Raw genomic sequence first — 19,490 nt, forward strand, 5'->3', positions numbered from 1 at the left:
ACCCCAATCACTACCCCCGACACCACCGCCTTTGCGGCATCCATTGAGATATCTACCAAAAAATCCACCAGATCATAATCAGGTTTAAAGATTGGTATTGTTATGCACAAAAGAAGCATCTGCATGAGGCTATTACCAAAATCTACGGTTATCTATGATGGTTTCGCAGAGTGAAATGTCAACGACATGATAATCATCCAAATGTTCCTGGGGGCAACGGGTGTATGACGATGCCAGAAAAAAAAAGGTACAATACAGTCAGCAATCAAACCTATTGCAAAAGGTATAATGACGGCACATGTAACCCAAGTCTCAATCGATTTGGGAAAGTTTTTATATTTTAAGCTTTTGCTGAACAGTATTCTGACGAAACTGATAGTCATCAAAATCATCGTAGGTATTCCGCCTATCAGTACAAATGTATGATTATAGGAAACAATATCACCCATTTTTATGATAGATAAAAAATCAGTCATTACGTATCCAAAGAATTGTGTGTCAAGAATCCAAAGGAAAAAAGCAATGACAAGAATAGCTATCAAGCGCATATAGATATTATTCATATCATTTCCTTAAAAAGAGTAAAGGTATGGTGAATTGAAATCATAATATTCAATTGTATGTTTGTGATGAAAAATATAATCTCGCAATTTTTCTTTTAATGAATCTGACAATCCTGCGTTTTCATCAAGAGAGTTTAATTTTGCATTAAGAACGAATCCTGATATAACGATGCAGACAGTAGTAAAGAGTATTGGTGCACTAAATAATATCGCTATCCCGCCAATTACCCCAATCACTACCCCCGACACCACCGCCTTTGCGGCATCCATTGAGATATCTACCAAAAAATCCACCAGATCATAATCGGACTTAAAAATCAGTTCAATTGCCCGCCAGGCAAGTGAGAAGTAGATGCAATATTTAACACCATTTCGGATATTGTTATAAAGCCCACGTTTACCCAATGCCATTTCCAGCATCTGTGGATGGCTTGCCCCGTAGCGGGTTCCGTTAAGAATCCGGCGCAGGGCAGGATATCCAGTAATTTTGATATAGGTTTTACCGCCGACTTTGTATTCAATGGCTTGAATGCGGATTGCCCTGAAATTAAAGACCAGCTCTTGTGCGGAATTGTAATAGGTGGTGAGCTTAGAGAGACTGCGGAAGCCATCCAGGCCATCTTTGATATTACCTGGTGCTGCACGGTAGGAAAAAAATTTATCCACTCCGCCCATTAAATCGTCCATCACCTGCTGTGCTTCTTCGGGCGTGAGCAGCAAGATGTGATGGCTTTGTGTGATAAATGAGCCGTCCATAAAGGCCATATCGCGCTGTACAGGGTTCATGGTATGCCAGCTACTAAAATCACTTGCCTGCGGTCGTTCGTCCCGAAACCTGAGTGAGTTGCCATTTAACATGGAGTTACGTTTATGCATGATTTTTCCTTATCAAGAGATGTCTGGTGTCAGAAAGTACGTTCACTCCATAAACTATAAGCGCTGGTACTTGCCATGCAGTGTTCCCAACTAATCGATTCATAAATAAAGGAAACGCGTTCTTGTGCTTCGTTTCCGTTTTCAATAATATTGTGAGGAACTATTAATTTAATGTTTGATATATGTGCTTTGAATAATTTTATTTTATAATAGACCTCTTGCATTCCTGTAGGGGTGGTGCGATAGAGGAATATTTCGCACTCCAGCGTTTCGTTATCGTTGATCGCTTTGTTCAGCAAAGGGGACGAACGATCAACGGGTTTGATGATCTGAAGTTCGTGATGATTAACGTTCTGCTGACGCGTTGTTTCATGCTCCAGACCATAAATCATAATTTGATTGATATGATTCGTCTGATATTTATTTCCTATAGAGTTTCTGGAGCTGCAACTTGTAGATATGTCCCCTTGCAGTTCGCCTTTAAGTATAATCCACGATAAATTTGACATATTATTCTCTTTTGAAATATTTGTGTTGTAAATGTATTAGAGATGCTATTATTTCAGTGTGCTCTTGGGTTTTTATTATTTCAATAGATTTGTTTTTATTAATGGAGATGGTTTTAGTTATTGCTGTAATAACTTTCCCTGATACAGGGTTTTTCATCCTAAAATTAAATTTACGATATTTTAATAAAAGATCATGAGTATCGGATAAAGTAGGACCTAAGAAGTTAACCAACCTGTAGACCGTATTAAAGATAAAAAGTGGCGGCGATCACACTTTTATGCTCATCCCCACTACTCCTCCCTGCCTAATCCCGGGTGGGATGAGGAAGGTCAACATCGAGCCAGGCAAACTAACGATAACGTTGTTTTATTACCTGAGGATTCGGAATTTCTATGTCACAGCCTACCTTCAACAAAGATCACTTTCAGGCTGCCCTGATGCGTCAGTGGCAGCGTTTCGGTTTACTGTCGGCTCATGAGATGACATCTCGCCAGTGGTGGCAGGCCGTTAGCGGCGCACTGGCTGAATTGCTCAGCGCGCAACCTGCGGCGAAACCGGCTAAAAACCAGCGTCATGTTAACTACATCTCGATGGAATTCCTGATTGGCCGCCTGACCGGGAACAACCTGTTGAATCTGGGCTGGTATCAGGCGGTGAGCGATGTGCTGAAAACGCACGACGTCAACCTGACCGACCTGCTGGAGGAAGAGGTTGATCCTGCGCTGGGCAACGGTGGTTTAGGGCGTCTGGCGGCATGTTTCCTGGACTCTATGGCGACGGTAGGCCAGTCCGCAACGGGCTATGGCCTGAACTACCAGTATGGGCTGTTCCGTCAGTCTTTTGTCGATGGGCAACAGATGGAAGCGCCGGATGACTGGCATCGCGGTAGCTACCCGTGGTTCCGTCACAATGAACAGCTTGATGTTCAGGTCGGTATTGGCGGTAAAGTGACGAAGGACGGGCGTTGGGAACCGGGTTTTGTGATCACCGGGCAGGCGTGGGACTTGCCGGTGCTTGGCTACCGGAACGGCGTCGCACAGCCGCTGCGTTTGTGGCAGGCCGCGCATGCGCATCCGTTTAACCTGACCAAATTCAACGACGGCGATTTCCTGCGCGCGGAGCAGCAGGGGATCGACGCGGAAAAACTGACGAAAGTCCTCTATCCGAACGACAACCACACCGCAGGCAAAAAGCTGCGCCTGATGCAGCAGTATTTCCAGTGCGCCTGCTCGGTAGCGGATATTCTGCGCCGTCACCACCTGGCGGGGCGCAAACTGCATGAGCTGGCGGAGTATGAGGTCATTCAACTCAACGATACTCACCCGACCATCGCTATCCCTGAACTGCTGCGCGTGCTGCTCGATGAGCACCAGCTAAGCTGGGACGACGCCTGGGCCATCACCAGTAAAACGTTCGCCTACACCAACCATACGCTGATGCCGGAAGCGCTGGAGTGCTGGGATGAGAAACTGGTGAAAGCGCTGCTGCCGCGCCATATGCAGATCATCAAAGAGATTAATGACCGCTTTAAGAAACAGGTTGATAAAACCTGGCCGGGCGATAAGCAGGTGTGGGCGAAGCTGGCGGTAGTGCACGACAAGCAGGTGCGGATGGCCAATATGTGCGTGGTCAGCGGCTTTGCGGTCAACGGCGTTGCGGCGCTGCACTCCGATCTGGTGGTGAAGGATCTGTTCCCGGAATACCACCAGCTGTGGCCGAACAAATTCCACAACGTGACCAACGGCATTACGCCGCGTCGCTGGATCAAACAGTGCAACCCGGCACTTGCGGCGCTGCTGGATAAGTCGTTGAAGAAAGAGTGGGCTAACGACCTCGATCAGCTGATCAACCTGGAGAAATTCGCCGACGACGCGGCGTTCCGCAAAACGTATCGTGAGATTAAACAGGCGAATAAAGTCCGCCTGGCCGAATTTGTGAAAATGCGCACCGGGATTGAAATCAACCCGCAGGCGATTTTCGATATCCAGATTAAGCGCCTGCACGAATATAAGCGCCAGCACCTGAACCTGCTGCATATTCTGGCTCTGTACAAAGAGATCCGCGAAAATCCGAAAGCAGACCGCGTGCCGCGCGTGTTCCTGTTTGGCGCAAAAGCGGCGCCGGGCTACTATCTGGCGAAAAACATCATCTTCGCCATTAACAAGGTGGCGGAAACCATCAACAACGACCCGAAAGTCGGCGATAAGCTGAAAGTGGTCTTCCTGCCGGACTACTGTGTTTCGGCGGCGGAAATGCTGATCCCGGCGGCGGACGTCTCTGAGCAGATCTCTACTGCCGGTAAAGAAGCCTCCGGCACCGGCAATATGAAGCTGGCGTTGAACGGCGCGCTGACGGTCGGTACGCTGGATGGGGCGAACGTTGAGATCGCCGAACAGGTCGGGGACGAGAACATCTTTATCTTTGGTCATACCGTGGAAGAGGTGAAACGGCTGAAGGCCAAGGGCTACGACCCGGTGAAATGGCGTAAGAAAGACAAAGTGCTGGACGCGGTGCTGAAGGAGCTGGAAAGCGGCAAATACAGCAACGGCGACAAGCACGCTTTTGATCAGATGCTGCACAGCATTGGCAAACAGGGGGGCGATCCGTACCTGGTGATGGCGGACTTTGCCGCCTACGTTGCGGCACAAAAGCAGGTGGACGTGCTGTATCGCGACCAGGATGCCTGGACCCGGGCGACGATCCTGAACACCGCGCGTTGCGGGATGTTCAGCTCGGATCGCTCCATCCGCGATTATCAGGCTCGTATCTGGCAGGCAAAACGCTAAGGAAGCGCCATGGAACGCAAACGTCTGGATAATGCCGCGCTGGCGGCGGGGATCAGCCCCAATTACATCAATGCCCACGGTAAACCGCAGTCGATTGGCGCCGAAACCAAACGGCGTTTGCTTGATGCGATGCACCGCGCCACCGCCGCCACGAAGGTGGCGGTAACGCCAGTGCCGAATGTGATGGTGTATACCGCAGGCAAGAAGATGCCGCTGGCGGTAGAAGGCAGCGGCGATTTTAGCTGGCTGCTGACCACCGAGGAGGGCGTACAGCACAAGGGGCACGCCACCGGCGGTAAAGCCTTTACGCTTCCGGCAAAGCTGCCGGAGGGGTATCACACGCTGACCCTGACTCAGGGCGAACAGCGCACGCACTGCCGGATCATCGTGGCGCCGAAACGCTGCTATGAGCCGCAGGCGCTGCTGACCGGACAGAAGCTGTGGGGAGCGTGCGTTCAGCTTTATACCCTGCGTTCGGAAAAAAACTGGGGGATTGGCGACTTTGGCGATCTCCAGTCGATGCTGACGGATGTTGCGAAACGCGGCGGCGCATTTATTGGCCTGAACCCGATTCACGCCCTCTACCCGGCAAACCCGGAGAGCGCCAGCCCGTACAGCCCCTCATCCCGCCGTTGGGTGAATGTCATTTATATCGACGTGAATGCCGTTGACGATTTCCGGTTGAGCAAAGAGGCGCAGGCCTGGTGGAACATGCCGACGACGCAACAGACATTGCAGCGCGCACGGGACGCCGAATGGGTTGATTATTCTGCTGTTACCGCGCTGAAAATGACCGCCCTGCGGATGGCATGGAAAGGTTTTGCGCTTCGTGATGACGAACAGATGGCGGCGTTTCGCCACTTTGTCGCCCAGGAAGGCGACAGCCTGTACTGGCAGGCGGCATTTGACGCGCTGCACGCGTATCAGGTGAAGGAAGATGAGTTGCGCTGGGGCTGGCCGGTCTGGCCGGAAGCGTATCAGTCAGTGAACTCGCCGGAAGTGAAACAGTTCTGTGAAGATCACCGCGATGAGGTGGACTTTTACCTCTGGTTACAGTGGCTGGCGTATACCCAGTTTGCCGCCTGTTGGGCGGTATGCCAGGGTTATGATATGCCGATTGGCCTGTATCGCGATCTGGCAGTAGGGGTTGCGGAGGGCGGGGCGGAAACCTGGTGCGACCGTGAGCTGTATTGCCTGAAAGCGTCGGTGGGCGCGCCGCCGGATATCCTCGGCCCGCTGGGGCAGAACTGGGGACTGCCGCCGATGGACCCGCACATCATCGCCGCCCGCGCCTATGAGCCGTTTATTGAACTGCTGCGCGCCAATATGCAGAACTGCGGCGCTTTGCGTATCGATCATGTTATGTCGATGCTGCGTCTGTGGTGGATTCCTTACGGTGAAACGGCGGATCACGGGGCGTATGTGCATTACCCGGTGGACGCCCTGCTCTCTATTCTGGCGCTGGAAAGTAAACGTCATCGCTGCATGGTGATTGGCGAAGATCTGGGGACGGTGCCGGTGGAAATCGTGGGTAAACTGCGCGACAGCGGCGTTTACTCGTATAAAGTGCTCTATTTCGAGAATGATCATGAGAAGAACTTCCGCGCGCCGAAAGCGTACCCGGAACAATCAATGGCAGTCGCGACGACGCATGACCTTCCTACGCTGCGTGGCTACTGGGACAGCGGCGACCTGACGCTCGGCAAAACGCTGGGGCTTTACCCGGATGAAGTGATATTGCGTGGGCTGTATCAGGATCGTGAGCTGGCGAAGCAGGGTCTGCTGGACGCGCTGCACAAATACGGTTGCCTGCCGAAACGCGCCGGACATAAGGCGTCGCTGATGTCGATGACGCCGATCCTCAACCGTGGAATGCAGCGTTACATTGCGGACAGCCATAGCGCATTGCTGGGGTTGCAGCCGGAAGACTGGCTGGACATGGCGGAGCCGGTCAATATTCCAGGCACCAGCGACCAGTACAAGAACTGGCGGCGCAAGCTGTCCACGACGCTTGAGAAGATGTTTGCCGATGACAAGGTGAATAAACTGCTTAAAGATTTGGACAAGCGGCGAAAAGCGGCCGCGAAGAAGAAGTAAAAAAAGCCGGGAAATTCCCGGCTTTTTTATGGTGACAACACGTAGGCCTGATAAGCGCTGCGCCATCAGGCGATTCTGGCGCACATTGCCGGATGGCGGCTTTGCCTTATCCGGCCTACAAATCGTCTCGGTTACACCACCATTCCCAGCAGCAGACACCCAATCAGGCCGCAGACGGAGATAATGGTTTCCAGCATTGACCAGGACTTGATGGTTTCGCCGATGGTCAGGTTGAAATACTCTTTGAACAGCCAGAAGCCAGGATCGTTTACGTGAGAGAAAATGACGCTACCGGAACCGACGGCGATAACCATCAGCTCAGGGCTTACGCCCGTCGTCGCAATCAGCGGCGCCACGATACCACCCGCGGTAATTGCGGCCACGGTGGCAGAACCGAGCGCGATACGCAGTACGGCTGCGATGGACCACGCCATGAACAGCGGAGAAACGTTGGTTTCGTTCATCATGGACGCGATGTATTTGTCTACGCCGCTATCAACCAGTACCTGCTTGAATGCGCCGCCGCCGCCGATGATCAGCAGCATCATCGCGATGATTTTGATTGAGGAACCCAGCGTGTCGTTAATCTGATCCATTGAGCGGCCACGGTTCAGACCGAACGTGAACATCGCAATCAGTACCGCAATCAGCGTTGCCATTACCGGGTCGCCAAAGAACTCAGCAACCGGCAGGAAGGCATGGCCTTTTGGCAGCACCATTTCTGCAACGGCGCGCATGGCCATTAAAATAACCGGCACCAGAGAAGTCCAGACGCTGACGCCAAAGCCAGGCATCTCTTCTTCAGTAAAGTTTTTTGCGCTGTACAGACCTTCCGGGATCGGCTTATCGATGCCTTTCAGGAAGCGGGCAAATACCGGGCCTGCGAGAATTACGGTCGGGATAGCCAGAATCGTACCGAACAGCAGGGTTTTACCCATATCGGCGTGGAAGATCGTGGCGATGGCGGTCGGGCCTGGGTGCGGAGGCAGGAAGCCGTGGGTAACGGACAGCGCTGCCGCCATCGGTACGCCGACATACAGCAAAGGAATGCTGGCCGCCGCTGCGATGGTGAATACCAGCGGCAGCATCAGCACGAAGCCCACTTCATAGAACAGTGCGAAACCTACCGTGAAGCCGGTTAATACCACTGCCCACTGGATGTGTTTTTTACCAAATTTGGCAATCAGCGTGGTCGCGATGCGCTGTGCGCCGCCGCAGTCTGCCAGCATTTTGCCCAGCATGGCGCCGAAACCCATAATCAGGGCGAGGCTACCAAGAGTACCACCAACACCAGCTTTAATAGAGCCAATGACTTTATCCAGCGGCATTCCTTGCATCAATCCAACAGCAAGTGCCACCAGGACGAGAGCGATGAAACCGTTCATTTTGAAGCGGATCATCAGGAGTAATAACAAAATTACACCGATAGCGACGATGACTAATGGCATGATTTACCTGGCCTTTCATTTGTTATGGGTAACGTCGGTGTGTCGACGAAAAATTCCGCTTGTCCCAACCGGGAACAGAAGCGTAACGGCACCAACACTGATTGACTTTAACACTATCTGGTTTAGTCGGCTGTTATGGGGATGTTTGGTGCCCATATGAATGATACGGGTAACATATAGCGATTGAGAATCACCCTGGCAGGCAAAATTTAAATTATGAGAGGCAGGTCATGTTATCGAAGGGGAAAAGCGGAAGATATCATCACGCCGGATGGCGGCGTAAACGCCTTATCCGGCCTACGGGATACACATTGCAGGCCCGGTAAGCGACGCGCCACCGGGCAAAACGCCGGATGGCGGCGTAAACGCCTTATCCGGCCTACGGGATACACATTGTAGGCCCGGTAAGCGACGCGCCACCGGGCAAAACGCCGGATGGCGGCGTAAACGCCTTATCCGGCCTACGGGATACGCATTGCAGGCCCGGTAAGCGGCGCGCCACCGGGCAGAATCTTAGTAGTAAGAGTGCTCGCCGCGCTGGTGTTCGGTCAGATCGCGAACGCCTTTCAGCTCAGGGAATTCATTCAGCAGCTGCTTCTCGATCCCTTCTTTCAGGGTCACATCGACCATCGAGCAACCGTTACAGCCGCCGCCAAACTGCAAAATGGCGTAGCCTTCGTCGGTGATCTCCATCAGAGAGACGCGACCGCCGTGACCGGCAAGCTGCGGGTTGATCTGCGATTGCAGCATGTACTCCACACGTTCCATCAGCGGCGCATCATCAGCAACCTTACGCATTTTGGCGTTTGGCGCTTTCAGCGTCAGCTGAGAACCCAGCTGATCGGTGACGAAATCGATCTCGGCATCTTCCAGATACGGCGCGCTCAGTTCATCAACATAAGCGGTCAGCAGGTCAAATTTCAGGGCAGTGTCGCTTGCTTCCACGGCGTCCGGCGGACAATAAGAAACGCCGCATTCAGCGTTAGGCGTACCGGGATTGATCACAAATACACGGATTTGTGTCCCTTCTTCCTGATTTGCCAGCAGTTTGGCAAAGTGCGCTTGTGCAGCATCGGAAATATGGATCATAGTAATGGCCTAATAGTTGACTATTTTACTTGGTTATAATACGCCCATCATCGAGGCTCTACAAGGTTCGACACAGGCACCATACCTGGACAGTCGCCGCGCCGTTGCGCAAAAGCAGCTGCGCGATCTCCGCGACGGTACTTCCGGTAGTGACGACATCATCCACAATGACCATATGGAGTCCCTGTACCGGCAATTCAAGGCGAAACGCATTTTTCAGGTTATGTTTGCGCAATCGGGCGCTGAGATGGTGCTGAGTGGCGGTGGCGCGAAGGCGCGTGACGCTTCGGCTGTCCCAGCCGCAGCCCAGCCAGCGCGCCAGGGGGCGACACAGCAGATCGCTTTGGTTAAATCCCCTGCACCAGTGGCGGCGCTGCCAGAGCGGCACGCTGACTAAGCGATCCGGTAGCGGAAGCGTCGATGCGCGGTGCGCGTGTAAGACTTCCAGCAACAGCAGGCGTGAAAGGGCGGCGGCGACGTCGCTGCGGCGAGAGAATTTTAGCTGGTGGATAAGTAAACTCAGCGGCGGTACGTAGTCGCTGACCGTCACCAGACGCTGCCACGGCGGGGGTTTTTGCAGACAACGCCCGCAGGGAATGGCGGCGTGCGCAGCGGGTAATCCACACTGTGGGCACAGGCTGACGCGGCGACGCGCCGCTCTCGTGCAAACCGAACAAATCCCCCAGTGACTCAACGCCAGCGGCATTCGGCATAGCCAGCATAATCCCGGTACTGTTAGCATATGTTCATCCTTGTTAGCCAAAAGAGAACAGTAACTGATGAATGACATCTGGTGGCAGACTGAAGGTCAGGGAAATTGCCATCTTGTGCTGCTGCACGGATGGGGACTGAATGCGGAAGTGTGGAATTGCATTCGTGAGGAACTCAGCGCGCATTTCACGCTGCATCTTGTCGATTTACCCGGATTTGGCCGCAGCCAGGGTTTTGGCGCGATGTCGCTGGAGCAGATGGCGGAGCATGTGCTGAAACAGGCGCCTGATAAAGCCGTCTGGCTTGGCTGGAGTCTGGGAGGGCTGGTGGCGAGCCAGGTGGCGTTAACTCATCCTGAACGCGTTCAGGCGCTGGTGACCGTCGCGTCATCGCCCTGTTTCAGCGCTCGCGAAGCGTGGCCGGGTATTAAGCCGGATATCCTGGCGGGATTTCAACAGCAGCTCAGCGAAGATTTCCAGCGTACGGTGGAACGTTTTCTGGCGCTGCAAACGTTGGGCACCGAAACCGCGCGTCAGGATGCCCGCACGCTGAAAAGTGCCGTGCTGGCGTTGCCGATGCCGGAGGTTGCGGTGCTGAACGGTGGGCTGGAGATATTGAAAACGGCCGACCTGCGCGAGCCGCTTAAATCGCTGACCATGCCGTTCCTGCGTCTGTATGGTTATCTGGATGGTCTGGTGCCGCGCAAAGTCGTGCCGATGCTGGATGCCGCATGGCCTGAGAGTGAATCGCAGGTGTTTGCAAAGGCCGCCCATGCGCCGTTTATTTCGCATCCCGGCGAATTTTGTCAGGCGTTGATGGCGTTAAAGCAGAAGATATAATTATTGTCTATGCAGTGCCGGATAGCGGCGTAAATGCCTTATCCGGCCTACATGTTAGCTACCGTTCGCCATCCGGCAGAACGTTAACGCAGCGTCCACCACTCCCGGAGACAGGCTTTTCCTTCCGGGCAGCTTTTGCAGCTACCGGACAGACAGCCGTCGGGATCTTCCTGAATCCGCACGGCCCTGCCCATATTCTCCAGCTGATTCAGCATCGCGTCGATCATCGGCTGCGGCGTATGCAGCGTGCGGCTAATCTGCATTGCCTCCATACGCCCCTGCAAAGCCAGTAAATCACGAACCTGAATAAGTGACGCCATTGTTCTCAACCTTAGTGACAGTTACCGGCAGGGCTTGCGCAGCAGGCGCTGGCCGTTTTACGCGTCGCCAGCAGTTCGATATCCACCCGGCTGCGAGCGCGCCGTAACAGCCCCAGCACCACGATGTTAAACAGGATGACCGCCAGAATGCAGACCAGGCTATAGGTCGGATGCTGGCTAAAGCTTGCAACCTGATAGAACAGGGTAGACAGCGAGTAGGCGATATTCAGCCCCCACAGAATCGAGAAGCTCATCCAGCCGCGGCTGGACTCACGCGCGATAGCCCCCATCACCGAGATGCACGGTACATACAGCAGAACGAAAATCAGATAGCTGTATGCGGCAGCGGCGCTGCCAAACTTCGCATCCATCACGCCCATCGCCCCGGTCGCCATTTCACCGTCGCCTTTGCTGGCTTCGATTGGGTTAGCCAGTACGCTAAGGCTGAAGGTGTCTTTCAGGCTTTGCCAGGTTTCATCGACCGCGCCCAGCAGCTCGTCGCCGAGATGGAAGTCAGCCGGATTAAACTCTTCTTCCTGAATATTTTCAGCGGTATAGAGGGTGTTCAGCGTCCCTACCACCACCTCTTTCGCCATTGCGCCGGTGAACAGGCCAACGGTCGCCTGCCAGTTATCTTCATGAACGCCAATCGGTTTAAAGACAGGCGTAATCACGCGGCTGATGGACGCGAGCGCAGAGTCGTTGATGTTATCGACGATTTTTCCGCTCAGGGAGAAGCTGTTAAACGCGCTGAGGAAAATACTGACGATGATGATGACCTTACCGGCACGCAGCACAAAGCCTTTCAGGCGTTGCCAGGTCTGGATCACCAGGCTTTTGATGTGCGGCACATGGTAGACCGGCAGTTCCATCACGAACGGAGAGGCTTCGCCGCGCATAATCGTGTGTTTAAGCATCAGGCCGGTCAGTACCGCCATCACGATACCCAATACATACAGCGAGAAAACCGCCAGCGCGCCGTTTTGCCCAAAGAACGCGGCGGCAAACACGGCGAAAATCGCCAGACGTGCGCCGCAGGACATAAACGGCGCCATCATAATAGTCATCAGACGTTCACGCGGCGCGTCCAGGGTACGGGCGCCCATCACGGACGGGACGTTACAGCCAAAGCCGACAATCAGCGGCACGAACGATTTACCCGGCAGCCCCAGCGCCTGCATCAGACGGTCCATAACGAACGCCGCGCGCGCCATGTAGCCGGAGTCCTCCAGGAAAGAGAGGAACAGGTACATCATGCCGATCTGCGGCACCAGCGGCAGAACGGTATTGATACCGCCGCCCAGCCCCTGCGCGAGGAAAATGGTGAGCCAGTCCGGGAAGTGCAGCGTGTAGCCGATCCACTGGATGCCGTGAATAAAGAGCGCCACGGAACCCACGTCGAACAGCGGTTGCAGCGCGCCGCCAATGTTAATGGCGAGCAGGAACATCAGGTACATGACGAACAGGAAAATCGGCAACCCGAGGAAACGGTTCAGGATGACCTTATCTACCGCTGCGGTGAAACGGCTGGGTTCCGCCGTCAGGGTGTTGCTGACCACGTCGCAAATCGCGGCGATGCACTGATAACGCGCATCGGCGATGTGCAGCGCCGGGTCATCCATCTCTTTGCTCAGGCGAGTGAGCGACGCCTCAAGGTTTTGCGCGGCATTACCGGCGTAAACGCGGCTGTAGATATCGCCTTCCAGCATCTGCAAGCCCAGCCAGCGGCGCTGTTGCGCCGGCATATCCGCCGCCATGACGTCGGCCAGCGATTCGGCCTCGCGCAGCAACGGCCGGGCATAATGTACCAGCTCAACGTTTTCGTTTTCTTTATAGCGATCGATAGCCAGTTTCAGGGCTTCAATCCCACGGCCACGTGTGGAAACCAATGGCACAACCGGGCAACCAAGGCGTGCGGACAGCGCGTCGATATCAATGCGAACCTGCTGTTTCTCCGCGATGTCGAGCATGTTGAGCGCCACAATGCAGGGAATGCCCAGCTCAAGCAGTTGCAGCGTCAGGTAGAGGTTGCGCTCAAGGTTAGAGGCATCCACCACGTTGATCAGCAGGTCTGCGTCGCCGCTCAGAATGTAATGGCAGGCGATTTGTTCATCGAGGGAAGTTTGTGACGAAATGGTGGTCAGTGAATAGGTGCCGGGTAAATCGACCAGCGTGACCTGATGGTCGGTTGTTGCGAACTGACCTTCTTTGCGTTCAACGGTAACACCCGCCCAGTTCCCCACACGCTGACGCGCGCCGGTGAGCTGGTTAAATAATGTTGTCTTGCCGGAATTTGGATTACCAATTAAACCAATGGTTAATTTTTTCATTTTTATAGACTCACCGAATTAACAGGAAACCGCTTCCACTTCTAATAACGCCAGATCTTTCTTACGTAATACCAGGCTCACGCGGCGAGTTTCGATATGAATAGGATCGCCTAATGGGGCGACGCGCACTACGTTAAATGAAGAACCTGGCAACATGCCGAGTGAAAGCAGTTTCTGACGATATGCCGGGCTGATTTCATGGGAAAAGCCGGTAATTTTCCACGCCGTGTCTGGAATGAATTGCATAGGGGGCCTACTTGTTTCTCGCTAACTGGACGTATACCTCATGCGCGCTCAGAAGGCGGCATAAGACCAGATGATTAGCCAACGAAAGAAAGATTAAATAATCAACAAGACAATGATAATGAGAATGGTTTTTATCATCAATGATTAAAATGTGACGGAATGTAGAAATGGATAATAAATTGAGTCAGTTTTGACATGGCTCAACATTTATTCGTCTTAAAAAGAACGTGTTGATTTAAACATTATTCAGCGTTGCTAATGTTTAATTAAGGTTTCATCTGTTAATGAATTGATAATTACCAGTGCTGGCAACAGGCGGGTAATGAATTAAGCAATTTAATTCGTAAGATTTAATTGTTAATTTCAAATATAACGGCCGGATGGCGGTATAGATACCTCATCCGGCCTACAAGCATAAGGCTTGATTAGCGTTTTTTACCCATTGCGGCCGCCAGCGCGTCCATCATGGCGCTGTTGCCCGCAGGCTGCGCGTCACGACCACGCGGCTTCGCCGCTTTTGCCGCCGGGCGGTTGCCCTGGGCGCGATCGTTGCCGCCGCCGCCGCGACGGGCGTTGGTTTCACCCGGCTGCTCGTCCAGACGCATGGTCAGCGCGATGCGCTTACGTTGCAGGTCAACCTCCAGCACTTTCACCTTCACGATGTCGCCCGCTTTCACCACGGAGTGTGGATCTTCGACGAACTTATTCGACAGGGAAGAGATGTGCACCAGACCGTCCTGATGTACGCCGATATCCACAAACGCGCCAAAGTTGGTGACGTTGGTTACGGCGCCTTCCAGAATCATGCCCGGTTGCAGATCGTTCATGGTTTCTACGCCATCAGCAAACTGCGCGGTTTTGAACTCTGGACGCGGGTCGCGGCCCGGTTTTTCCAGCTCTTTGATGATGTCGGTAACGGTTGGCACGCCGAATTTGTCGTCGGTGAAATCCACCGCTTTCAAATTGCGTAGCTCGCTGCTGTTGCCCATCAGCGCTTTCAGCGCCTGTTGGGTGGCGGCAAGAATACGCTCGACCACCGGGTAGGCTTCCGGGTGAACGGTAGAGGCATCCAGCGGGTTATCGCCGTGGTTGATGCGCAGGAAGCCCGCGCACTGTTCAAAGGCTTTCGGCCCCAGACGGCTCACTTTCAGCAACTGCTGGCGGTTCTGGAACTGACCGTTTTCATCACGCCAGGCGACGATATTCTGCGCCATCATGCGCGTTAAGCCTGCCACGCGGGTCAGCAACGGTACGGACGCGGTATTGAGATCGACGCCGACGGCGTTTACGCAGTCTTCCACAACGGCATCCAGCTTACGGGCAAGCTGGGTCTGGCTGACGTCGTGCTGATACTGGCCGACGCCGATGGATTTCGGATCGATTTTCACCAGCTCCGCCAGCGGGTCTTGCAGACGACGGGCGATAGAGACTGCGCCGCGCAGCGAAACGTCCAGATCCGGGAACTCCAGCGCCGCCAGCTCGGAAGCGGAATACACCGATGCTCCGGCTTCGCTGACGATCACTTTCTGCGCCGTCACTTTCGGGAACTGTTTCTGCACGTCGAGGAAGAAGCGCTCGGTTTCGCGCGATGCCGTGCCGTTACCAATCGCCACCAGCTCAACGTTGTGTTTTTCGCACAGTGCGGCAACCGCCACCGCGGCTTTAGCCGCCTGACCGGTATGTGGATAAATAGTGTCGGTGGCGACCAGTTTACCGGTGCCGTCCACTACGGCGACCTTCACGCCGGTACGCAGACCCGGATCGAGGCCCATAGTCGCGCGCAGGCCAGCAGGCGCCGCCATCAGCAGATCGTGGAGATTGCGGGCAAAGACGTTAATGGCTTCATCTTCCGCGCGTTCACGCACGGTGCCCATCAGTTCGGTTTCGAGATGCATCAGGACTTTGATGCGCCATGTCCAGCTCACCACGCCTTTGCGCCAGCTATCCGCCGGAGCGTTGTTCAGACGCAGGCCGAGGTGATCCTGGATGATCTGCTCGCAGTGGCTCTCTTTGGGCGGCTCATCGAATTGCGGGTCGGCATTCAGCGACAGTTGCAGCACGCCTTCGTTGCGGCCACGGAACATCGCCAGCGCACGGTGTGAAGGGACGGTGGCGATCGGTTCGTGATGATCGAAATAATCACGGAATTTCGCCCCTTCCTCCTCTTTGCCGCTCACGACGGTCGCGACCAGATGGGCGTTCTTCCACAGATAATCGCGCACTTTCGCCAGCAGCGCCGCGTCTTCGGCAAAACGCTCCATCAGAATATAGCGCGCGCCATCAAGGGCCGCTTTGGCGTCCGCCACGCCGTTGTCAGCGTCGATGTATTTTGCCGCTTCCGTTTCCGGGGTGTGGGAGGGGTCTGTCCACAGCAGGTCAGCCAGCGGTTCAAGTCCGGCTTCGATGGCGATTTGCCCGCGCGTGCGACGCTTGGGTTTGTAGGGCAGGTAGAGGTCTTCGAGTTCGGTCTTACTTAACGTGCCGTTGATGGCGTTAGCCAGCTCATCGGTCAGCTTGCCTTGCTCGGAAATGGACTTGAGAATGGCCTGACGTCTGTCTTCCAGTTCACGCAGATATCCCAGACGGGTCTCCAGATTACGCAACTGCGTGTCATCCAGCCCGCCGGTGATCTCCTTACGATAACGTGCGATAAACGGCACGGTATTCCCTTCGTCAAGCAGGCGAACGGCAGCGTCTACCTGTTCGGCGCGTGCCTGAATTTCACCTGCGATAATGCGGCAGAAAGAATCATTCATCATGGATTTAGTTTCATCTGAGTAAAAAATCAGGGGATAGTTATACGGATTGACTGGCAAAATTGCCAGTCATCAGCGGGGGCTTCGGATTGTTCCGGCGCTATTTTACGTATTCGATCTCATTAACGTACCAGCTGGCCTCGCCGGCGGGCGTGTGTACTACCGCGAGATCGCCCACTTCTTTTTTCAGCAACGCCCGCGCCATAGGCGAGTCGATGGAGATGTAATCCTTACGACCGAAAATTTCATCGTAGCCGACGATGCGAAAGCGGCGGATATCGCCCTCATCGTTTTCGATCTCCACCCACGCGCCGAAGAACACTTTGCCTTCCTGCTGCGGGGAATAATCGACGATTTTCAGGTTTTCCATGCATTTGGTCAGATAACGAACACGACGGTCGATCTCACGCAGGCGCTTTTTATTATACTGATAGTCGGCATTTTCGCTGCGGTCCCCAAGACTCGCAGCCCAGGTCACTTTTTTGGTGACTTCCGGGCGCTCTTCCCGCCAGAGATAATTCAGCTCGTGTTTGAGTTTTTCGTACCCTTCCCGGGTAATCAGGGGCGTTTTCATCTCGTTGATTTACCTTTGACTATTTGGCGATGCGCACAATACGTATTACGTGATCGCCGCAGCAGAATAAATAATGTGTCGCAAGATTAATTGTATACTTAAGCTGCTGTTAAATATGCTTTGTAACAATTTAGCCTGGAATTTATACCAGAATTCGCTGGTGACGAACGTAAGCTTTTTTAAGAATACACACATTCAATTGTTGCGAACCTTTGGGAGTAAAACAATGCAAGAGAATTATAAGATTCTGGTGGTGGATGACGATATGCGCCTGCGCGCGCTACTGGAACGTTATCTGACCGAGCAGGGCTTCCAGGTTCGAAGCGTGGCAAACGCCGAGCAAATGGATCGTCTGCTGACCCGTGAGTCCTTCCATCTTATGGTACTGGACCTCATGCTGCCTGGCGAAGACGGCCTGTCAATTTGCCGCCGTCTGCGCAGCCAGAGCAACCCTATGCCGATCATCATGGTGACGGCGAAGGGCGAAGAAGTGGACCGCATTGTGGGTCTGGAGATCGGTGCTGACGACTACATTCCGAAGCCGTTCAACCCGCGTGAACTGCTGGCGCGTATTCGCGCTGTGCTGCGCCGTCAGGCTAACGAACTGCCGGGCGCGCCTTCGCAGGAAGAAGCGGTAATCGCCTTCGGTAAGTTCAAGCTGAACCTCGGCACCCGCGAAATGTTCCGCGAAGACGAACCGATGCCGCTCACCAGCGGTGAATTTGCGGTACTGAAAGCGCTGGTCAGCCACCCGCGCGAACCGCTCTCCCGCGATAAGCTGATGAACCTGGCGCGCGGTCGTGAATACTCTGCGATGGAACGCTCCATCGATGTGCAGATCTCCCGTCTGCGCCGCATGGTGGAAGAAGATCCGGCGCATCCGCGTTACATTCAGACCGTCTGGGGCCTGGGCTACGTCTTTGTACCGGACGGTTCTAAAGCATGAGGCGAATGCGCTTCTCTCCGCGAAGTTCATTTGCCCGCACGCTACTGCTCATCGTCACCTTGCTGTTCGTCAGCCTGGTGACGACTTATCTGGTGGTGCTGAACTTTGCGATTCTGCCGAGCCTCCAGCAGTTTAATAAGGTTCTGGCCTACGAAGTTCGTATGCTGATGACCGATAAGCTGCAACTGGAGGACGGCACGCAACTGGTGGTGCCGCCTGCGTTCCGCCGGGAAATCTATCGTGAGCTGGGGATTTCTCTCTATTCCAACGAGGCTGCCGAAGAGGCCGGGCTGCGTTGGGCGCAACACTATGAATTCTTAAGCCATCAGATGGCGCAGCAGCTGGGCGGCCCGACGGAAGTGCGCGTTGAGGTCAACAAAAGTTCGCCGGTGGTTTGGCTGAAAACCTGGCTGTCGCCCAATATCTGGGTGCGCGTGCCGCTGACGGAAATCCATCAGGGCGATTTCTCCCCGCTGTTCCGCTATACGCTGGCGATTATGCTGCTGGCGATAGGCGGCGCATGGTTGTTTATTCGTATCCAGAACCGACCGCTGGTCGATCTTGAACATGCCGCGTTGCAGGTGGGGAAAGGCATGATTCCACCGCCGCTGCGCGAGTATGGCGCGTCGGAGGTGCGCTCTGTAACCCGCGCCTTCAACCATATGGCGGCGGGCGTGAAGCAACTGGCTGATGACCGTACCTTGCTGATGGCGGGCGTGAGCCACGATTTGCGCACACCGTTGACGCGTATCCGCCTGGCTACCGAAATGATGGGTGAAGAGGACGGCTATCTCGCGGAGTCCATTAATAAGGACATCGAAGAGTGCAATGCCATTATCGAACAATTCATTGATTACCTGCGTACCGGTCAGGAAATGCCGATGGAGATGGCCGATCTGAATGCCGTGTTGGGTGAGGTTATTGCGGCGGAAAGCGGCTACGAGCGGGAAATTGATACCGCGCTGCAACCGGGCAGTATTCAGGTGAAAATGCATCCGTTGTCGATTAAACGCGCGATCGCCAATATGGTGGTCAACGCCGCCCGTTATGGCAATGGCTGGATCAAGGTCAGCAGCGGTACGGAACCGCATCGCGCCTGGTTCCAGGTTGAAGACGATGGGCCAGGCATTAAGCCGGAACAGCGTAAGCACCTGTTCCAGCCGTTTGTGCGTGGCGACAGCGCGCGCAGCACCAGCGGCACCGGGTTGGGGCTGGCGATTGTGCAGCGTATTGTGGATAACCATAACGGTATGCTGGAGATTGGCTCCAGTGAGCGCGGTGGGCTTTCTATTCGCGCCTGGCTGCCGATTCCGGTCGCTCGCGTACCGGGTTCGACGAAAGACGCATAAGAAAAGGGAGGCGAAATGCCTCCCTTTTTGTTTCTCAGCGCCCGGTGGCG

16 protein-coding genes are annotated in these 19,490 nt (G+C 54.3%); 5 read left to right on the top strand and 11 right to left on the bottom strand.

Annotation, left to right across the window (positions count from 1 at the left end; all coding sequences use genetic code 11):
* Positions 1 to 152 precede the first annotated feature (152 nt).
* The 3 genes from OGY62_RS02090 to OGY62_RS02100 are packed head-to-tail and all read right to left on the bottom strand — an operon-like array spanning position 153 to position 1,948.
* Positions 153 to 563, bottom strand: a complete 411-nt coding sequence (locus OGY62_RS02090; protein WP_058668202.1) for a hypothetical protein — start codon at positions 561 to 563, stop codon at positions 153 to 155.
* Between the two features lie 9 nt (positions 564 to 572).
* Positions 573 to 1,439, bottom strand: coding sequence for a hypothetical protein (locus OGY62_RS02095; protein WP_058668201.1), 867 nt, complete (start codon positions 1,437 to 1,439; stop codon positions 573 to 575).
* 29 nt (positions 1,440 to 1,468) lie between these two features.
* Positions 1,469 to 1,948, bottom strand: coding sequence for an Hcp family type VI secretion system effector (locus OGY62_RS02100; RefSeq protein WP_058668200.1), 480 nt, complete (start codon positions 1,946 to 1,948; stop codon positions 1,469 to 1,471).
* Between the two features lie 393 nt (positions 1,949 to 2,341).
* On the opposite strand from OGY62_RS02100, the gene malP reads away from it, so the two are divergent.
* The gene (malP, locus tag OGY62_RS02105; RefSeq protein ID WP_058668199.1) at positions 2,342 to 4,735 is read left to right on the top strand and encodes a maltodextrin phosphorylase; all 2,394 of its coding nucleotides are present in this window, start codon (positions 2,342 to 2,344) and stop codon (positions 4,733 to 4,735) included.
* Positions 4,736 to 4,744: 9 nt separating this feature from the next.
* Positions 4,745 to 6,832, top strand: coding sequence for a 4-alpha-glucanotransferase (malQ, locus tag OGY62_RS02110; RefSeq protein WP_286458955.1), 2,088 nt, complete (start codon positions 4,745 to 4,747; stop codon positions 6,830 to 6,832).
* A gap of 131 nt (positions 6,833 to 6,963) precedes the next feature.
* Here malQ and gntT read toward each other — a convergent pair whose 3' ends face one another.
* From gntT to gntX, 3 genes are all read right to left on the bottom strand, one after another.
* Positions 6,964 to 8,280 carry a gluconate transporter gene (gene gntT / locus OGY62_RS02115; RefSeq protein ID WP_012135522.1) on the bottom strand — a complete coding sequence of 439 codons (1,317 nt, stop codon included), beginning with the start codon at positions 8,278 to 8,280 and terminating at the stop codon, positions 6,964 to 6,966.
* A 513-nt stretch (positions 8,281 to 8,793) separates the two neighbouring features.
* The gene (nfuA, locus tag OGY62_RS02120; RefSeq protein WP_012135521.1) at positions 8,794 to 9,369 is read right to left on the bottom strand and encodes a Fe-S biogenesis protein NfuA; all 576 of its coding nucleotides are present in this window, start codon (positions 9,367 to 9,369) and stop codon (positions 8,794 to 8,796) included.
* A gap of 58 nt (positions 9,370 to 9,427) precedes the next feature.
* A complete protein-coding gene (gene gntX, locus OGY62_RS02125) occupies positions 9,428 to 10,111 on the bottom strand; it encodes a DNA utilization protein GntX (RefSeq protein WP_101744193.1) in 684 nt (227 codons plus the stop codon).
* A 37-nt stretch (positions 10,112 to 10,148) separates the two neighbouring features.
* Between gntX and bioH the strand changes: the two genes are divergently transcribed.
* A complete protein-coding gene (gene bioH / locus OGY62_RS02130) occupies positions 10,149 to 10,919 on the top strand; it encodes a pimeloyl-ACP methyl ester esterase BioH (protein ID WP_047460677.1) in 771 nt (256 codons plus the stop codon).
* A gap of 83 nt (positions 10,920 to 11,002) precedes the next feature.
* On the opposite strand, the gene feoC is transcribed toward bioH, so the two are convergent.
* The 5 genes from feoC to greB form a co-directional block, all read right to left on the bottom strand.
* Positions 11,003 to 11,239: a [Fe-S]-dependent transcriptional repressor FeoC gene (gene feoC, locus OGY62_RS02135; RefSeq protein ID WP_012135518.1), complete on the bottom strand. Its 237-nt coding sequence runs from the start codon at positions 11,237 to 11,239 to the stop codon at positions 11,003 to 11,005.
* Between the two features lie 11 nt (positions 11,240 to 11,250).
* Complete coding sequence (gene feoB, locus OGY62_RS02140) at positions 11,251 to 13,569, bottom strand: Fe(2+) transporter permease subunit FeoB (protein WP_012135517.1); 2,319 nt, start codon at positions 13,567 to 13,569, stop codon at positions 11,251 to 11,253.
* Positions 13,570 to 13,587: 18 nt separating this feature from the next.
* On the bottom strand, positions 13,588 to 13,815 hold the full coding sequence (feoA, locus tag OGY62_RS02145; protein ID WP_012135516.1) for a ferrous iron transporter A: 228 nt from the start codon (positions 13,813 to 13,815) through the stop codon (positions 13,588 to 13,590).
* Between the two features lie 425 nt (positions 13,816 to 14,240).
* Positions 14,241 to 16,574, bottom strand: coding sequence for a Tex family protein (locus tag OGY62_RS02150; RefSeq protein WP_286458959.1), 2,334 nt, complete (start codon positions 16,572 to 16,574; stop codon positions 14,241 to 14,243).
* Positions 16,575 to 16,671: 97 nt separating this feature from the next.
* A complete protein-coding gene (greB, locus tag OGY62_RS02155) occupies positions 16,672 to 17,145 on the bottom strand; it encodes a transcription elongation factor GreB (RefSeq protein ID WP_012135514.1) in 474 nt (157 codons plus the stop codon).
* A gap of 226 nt (positions 17,146 to 17,371) precedes the next feature.
* On the opposite strand from greB, the gene ompR reads away from it, so the two are divergent.
* Both ompR and envZ read left to right on the top strand, forming a co-directional pair.
* On the top strand, positions 17,372 to 18,091 hold the full coding sequence (ompR, locus tag OGY62_RS02160) for an osmolarity response regulator transcription factor OmpR (RefSeq protein ID WP_001157751.1): 720 nt from the start codon (positions 17,372 to 17,374) through the stop codon (positions 18,089 to 18,091).
* Entirely contained in the window at positions 18,088 to 19,440 is a 1,353-nt protein-coding gene (envZ, locus tag OGY62_RS02165) for a two-component system sensor histidine kinase EnvZ (protein ID WP_012135512.1), read from the top strand. Before ompR ends, envZ begins: the two co-directional genes overlap by 4 nt.
* The last annotated feature ends 50 nt before the right edge of the window (positions 19,441 to 19,490 follow it).

The sequence above is a fragment of the Citrobacter sp. CK198 genome, from assembly GCF_030333295.1.
GTDB lineage: Bacteria > Pseudomonadota > Gammaproteobacteria > Enterobacterales > Enterobacteriaceae > Citrobacter_B > Citrobacter_B koseri.

Coding starts and splice junctions, on each gene's coding strand:
- OGY62_RS02090 (WP_058668202.1), bottom strand. CDS start 563: ATGAATAATATCTATATGCGCTTGATAGCTATTCTTGTCATTGCTTTT.
- OGY62_RS02095 (WP_058668201.1), bottom strand. CDS start 1,439: ATGCATAAACGTAACTCCATGTTAAATGGCAACTCACTCAGGTTTCGG.
- OGY62_RS02100 (WP_058668200.1), bottom strand. CDS start 1,948: ATGTCAAATTTATCGTGGATTATACTTAAAGGCGAACTGCAAGGGGAC.
- malP (WP_058668199.1), top strand. CDS start 2,342: ATGTCACAGCCTACCTTCAACAAAGATCACTTTCAGGCTGCCCTGATG.
- malQ (WP_286458955.1), top strand. CDS start 4,745: ATGGAACGCAAACGTCTGGATAATGCCGCGCTGGCGGCGGGGATCAGC.
- gntT (WP_012135522.1), bottom strand. CDS start 8,280: ATGCCATTAGTCATCGTCGCTATCGGTGTAATTTTGTTATTACTCCTG.
- nfuA (WP_012135521.1), bottom strand. CDS start 9,369: ATGATCCATATTTCCGATGCTGCACAAGCGCACTTTGCCAAACTGCTG.
- gntX (WP_101744193.1), bottom strand. CDS start 10,111: ATGCTAACAGTACCGGGATTATGCTGGCTATGCCGAATGCCGCTGGCG.
- bioH (WP_047460677.1), top strand. CDS start 10,149: ATGAATGACATCTGGTGGCAGACTGAAGGTCAGGGAAATTGCCATCTT.
- feoC (WP_012135518.1), bottom strand. CDS start 11,239: ATGGCGTCACTTATTCAGGTTCGTGATTTACTGGCTTTGCAGGGGCGT.
- feoB (WP_012135517.1), bottom strand. CDS start 13,569: ATGAAAAAATTAACCATTGGTTTAATTGGTAATCCAAATTCCGGCAAG.
- feoA (WP_012135516.1), bottom strand. CDS start 13,815: ATGCAATTCATTCCAGACACGGCGTGGAAAATTACCGGCTTTTCCCAT.
- OGY62_RS02150 (WP_286458959.1), bottom strand. CDS start 16,574: ATGATGAATGATTCTTTCTGCCGCATTATCGCAGGTGAAATTCAGGCA.
- greB (WP_012135514.1), bottom strand. CDS start 17,145: ATGAAAACGCCCCTGATTACCCGGGAAGGGTACGAAAAACTCAAACAC.
- ompR (WP_001157751.1), top strand. CDS start 17,372: ATGCAAGAGAATTATAAGATTCTGGTGGTGGATGACGATATGCGCCTG.
- envZ (WP_012135512.1), top strand. CDS start 18,088: ATGAGGCGAATGCGCTTCTCTCCGCGAAGTTCATTTGCCCGCACGCTA.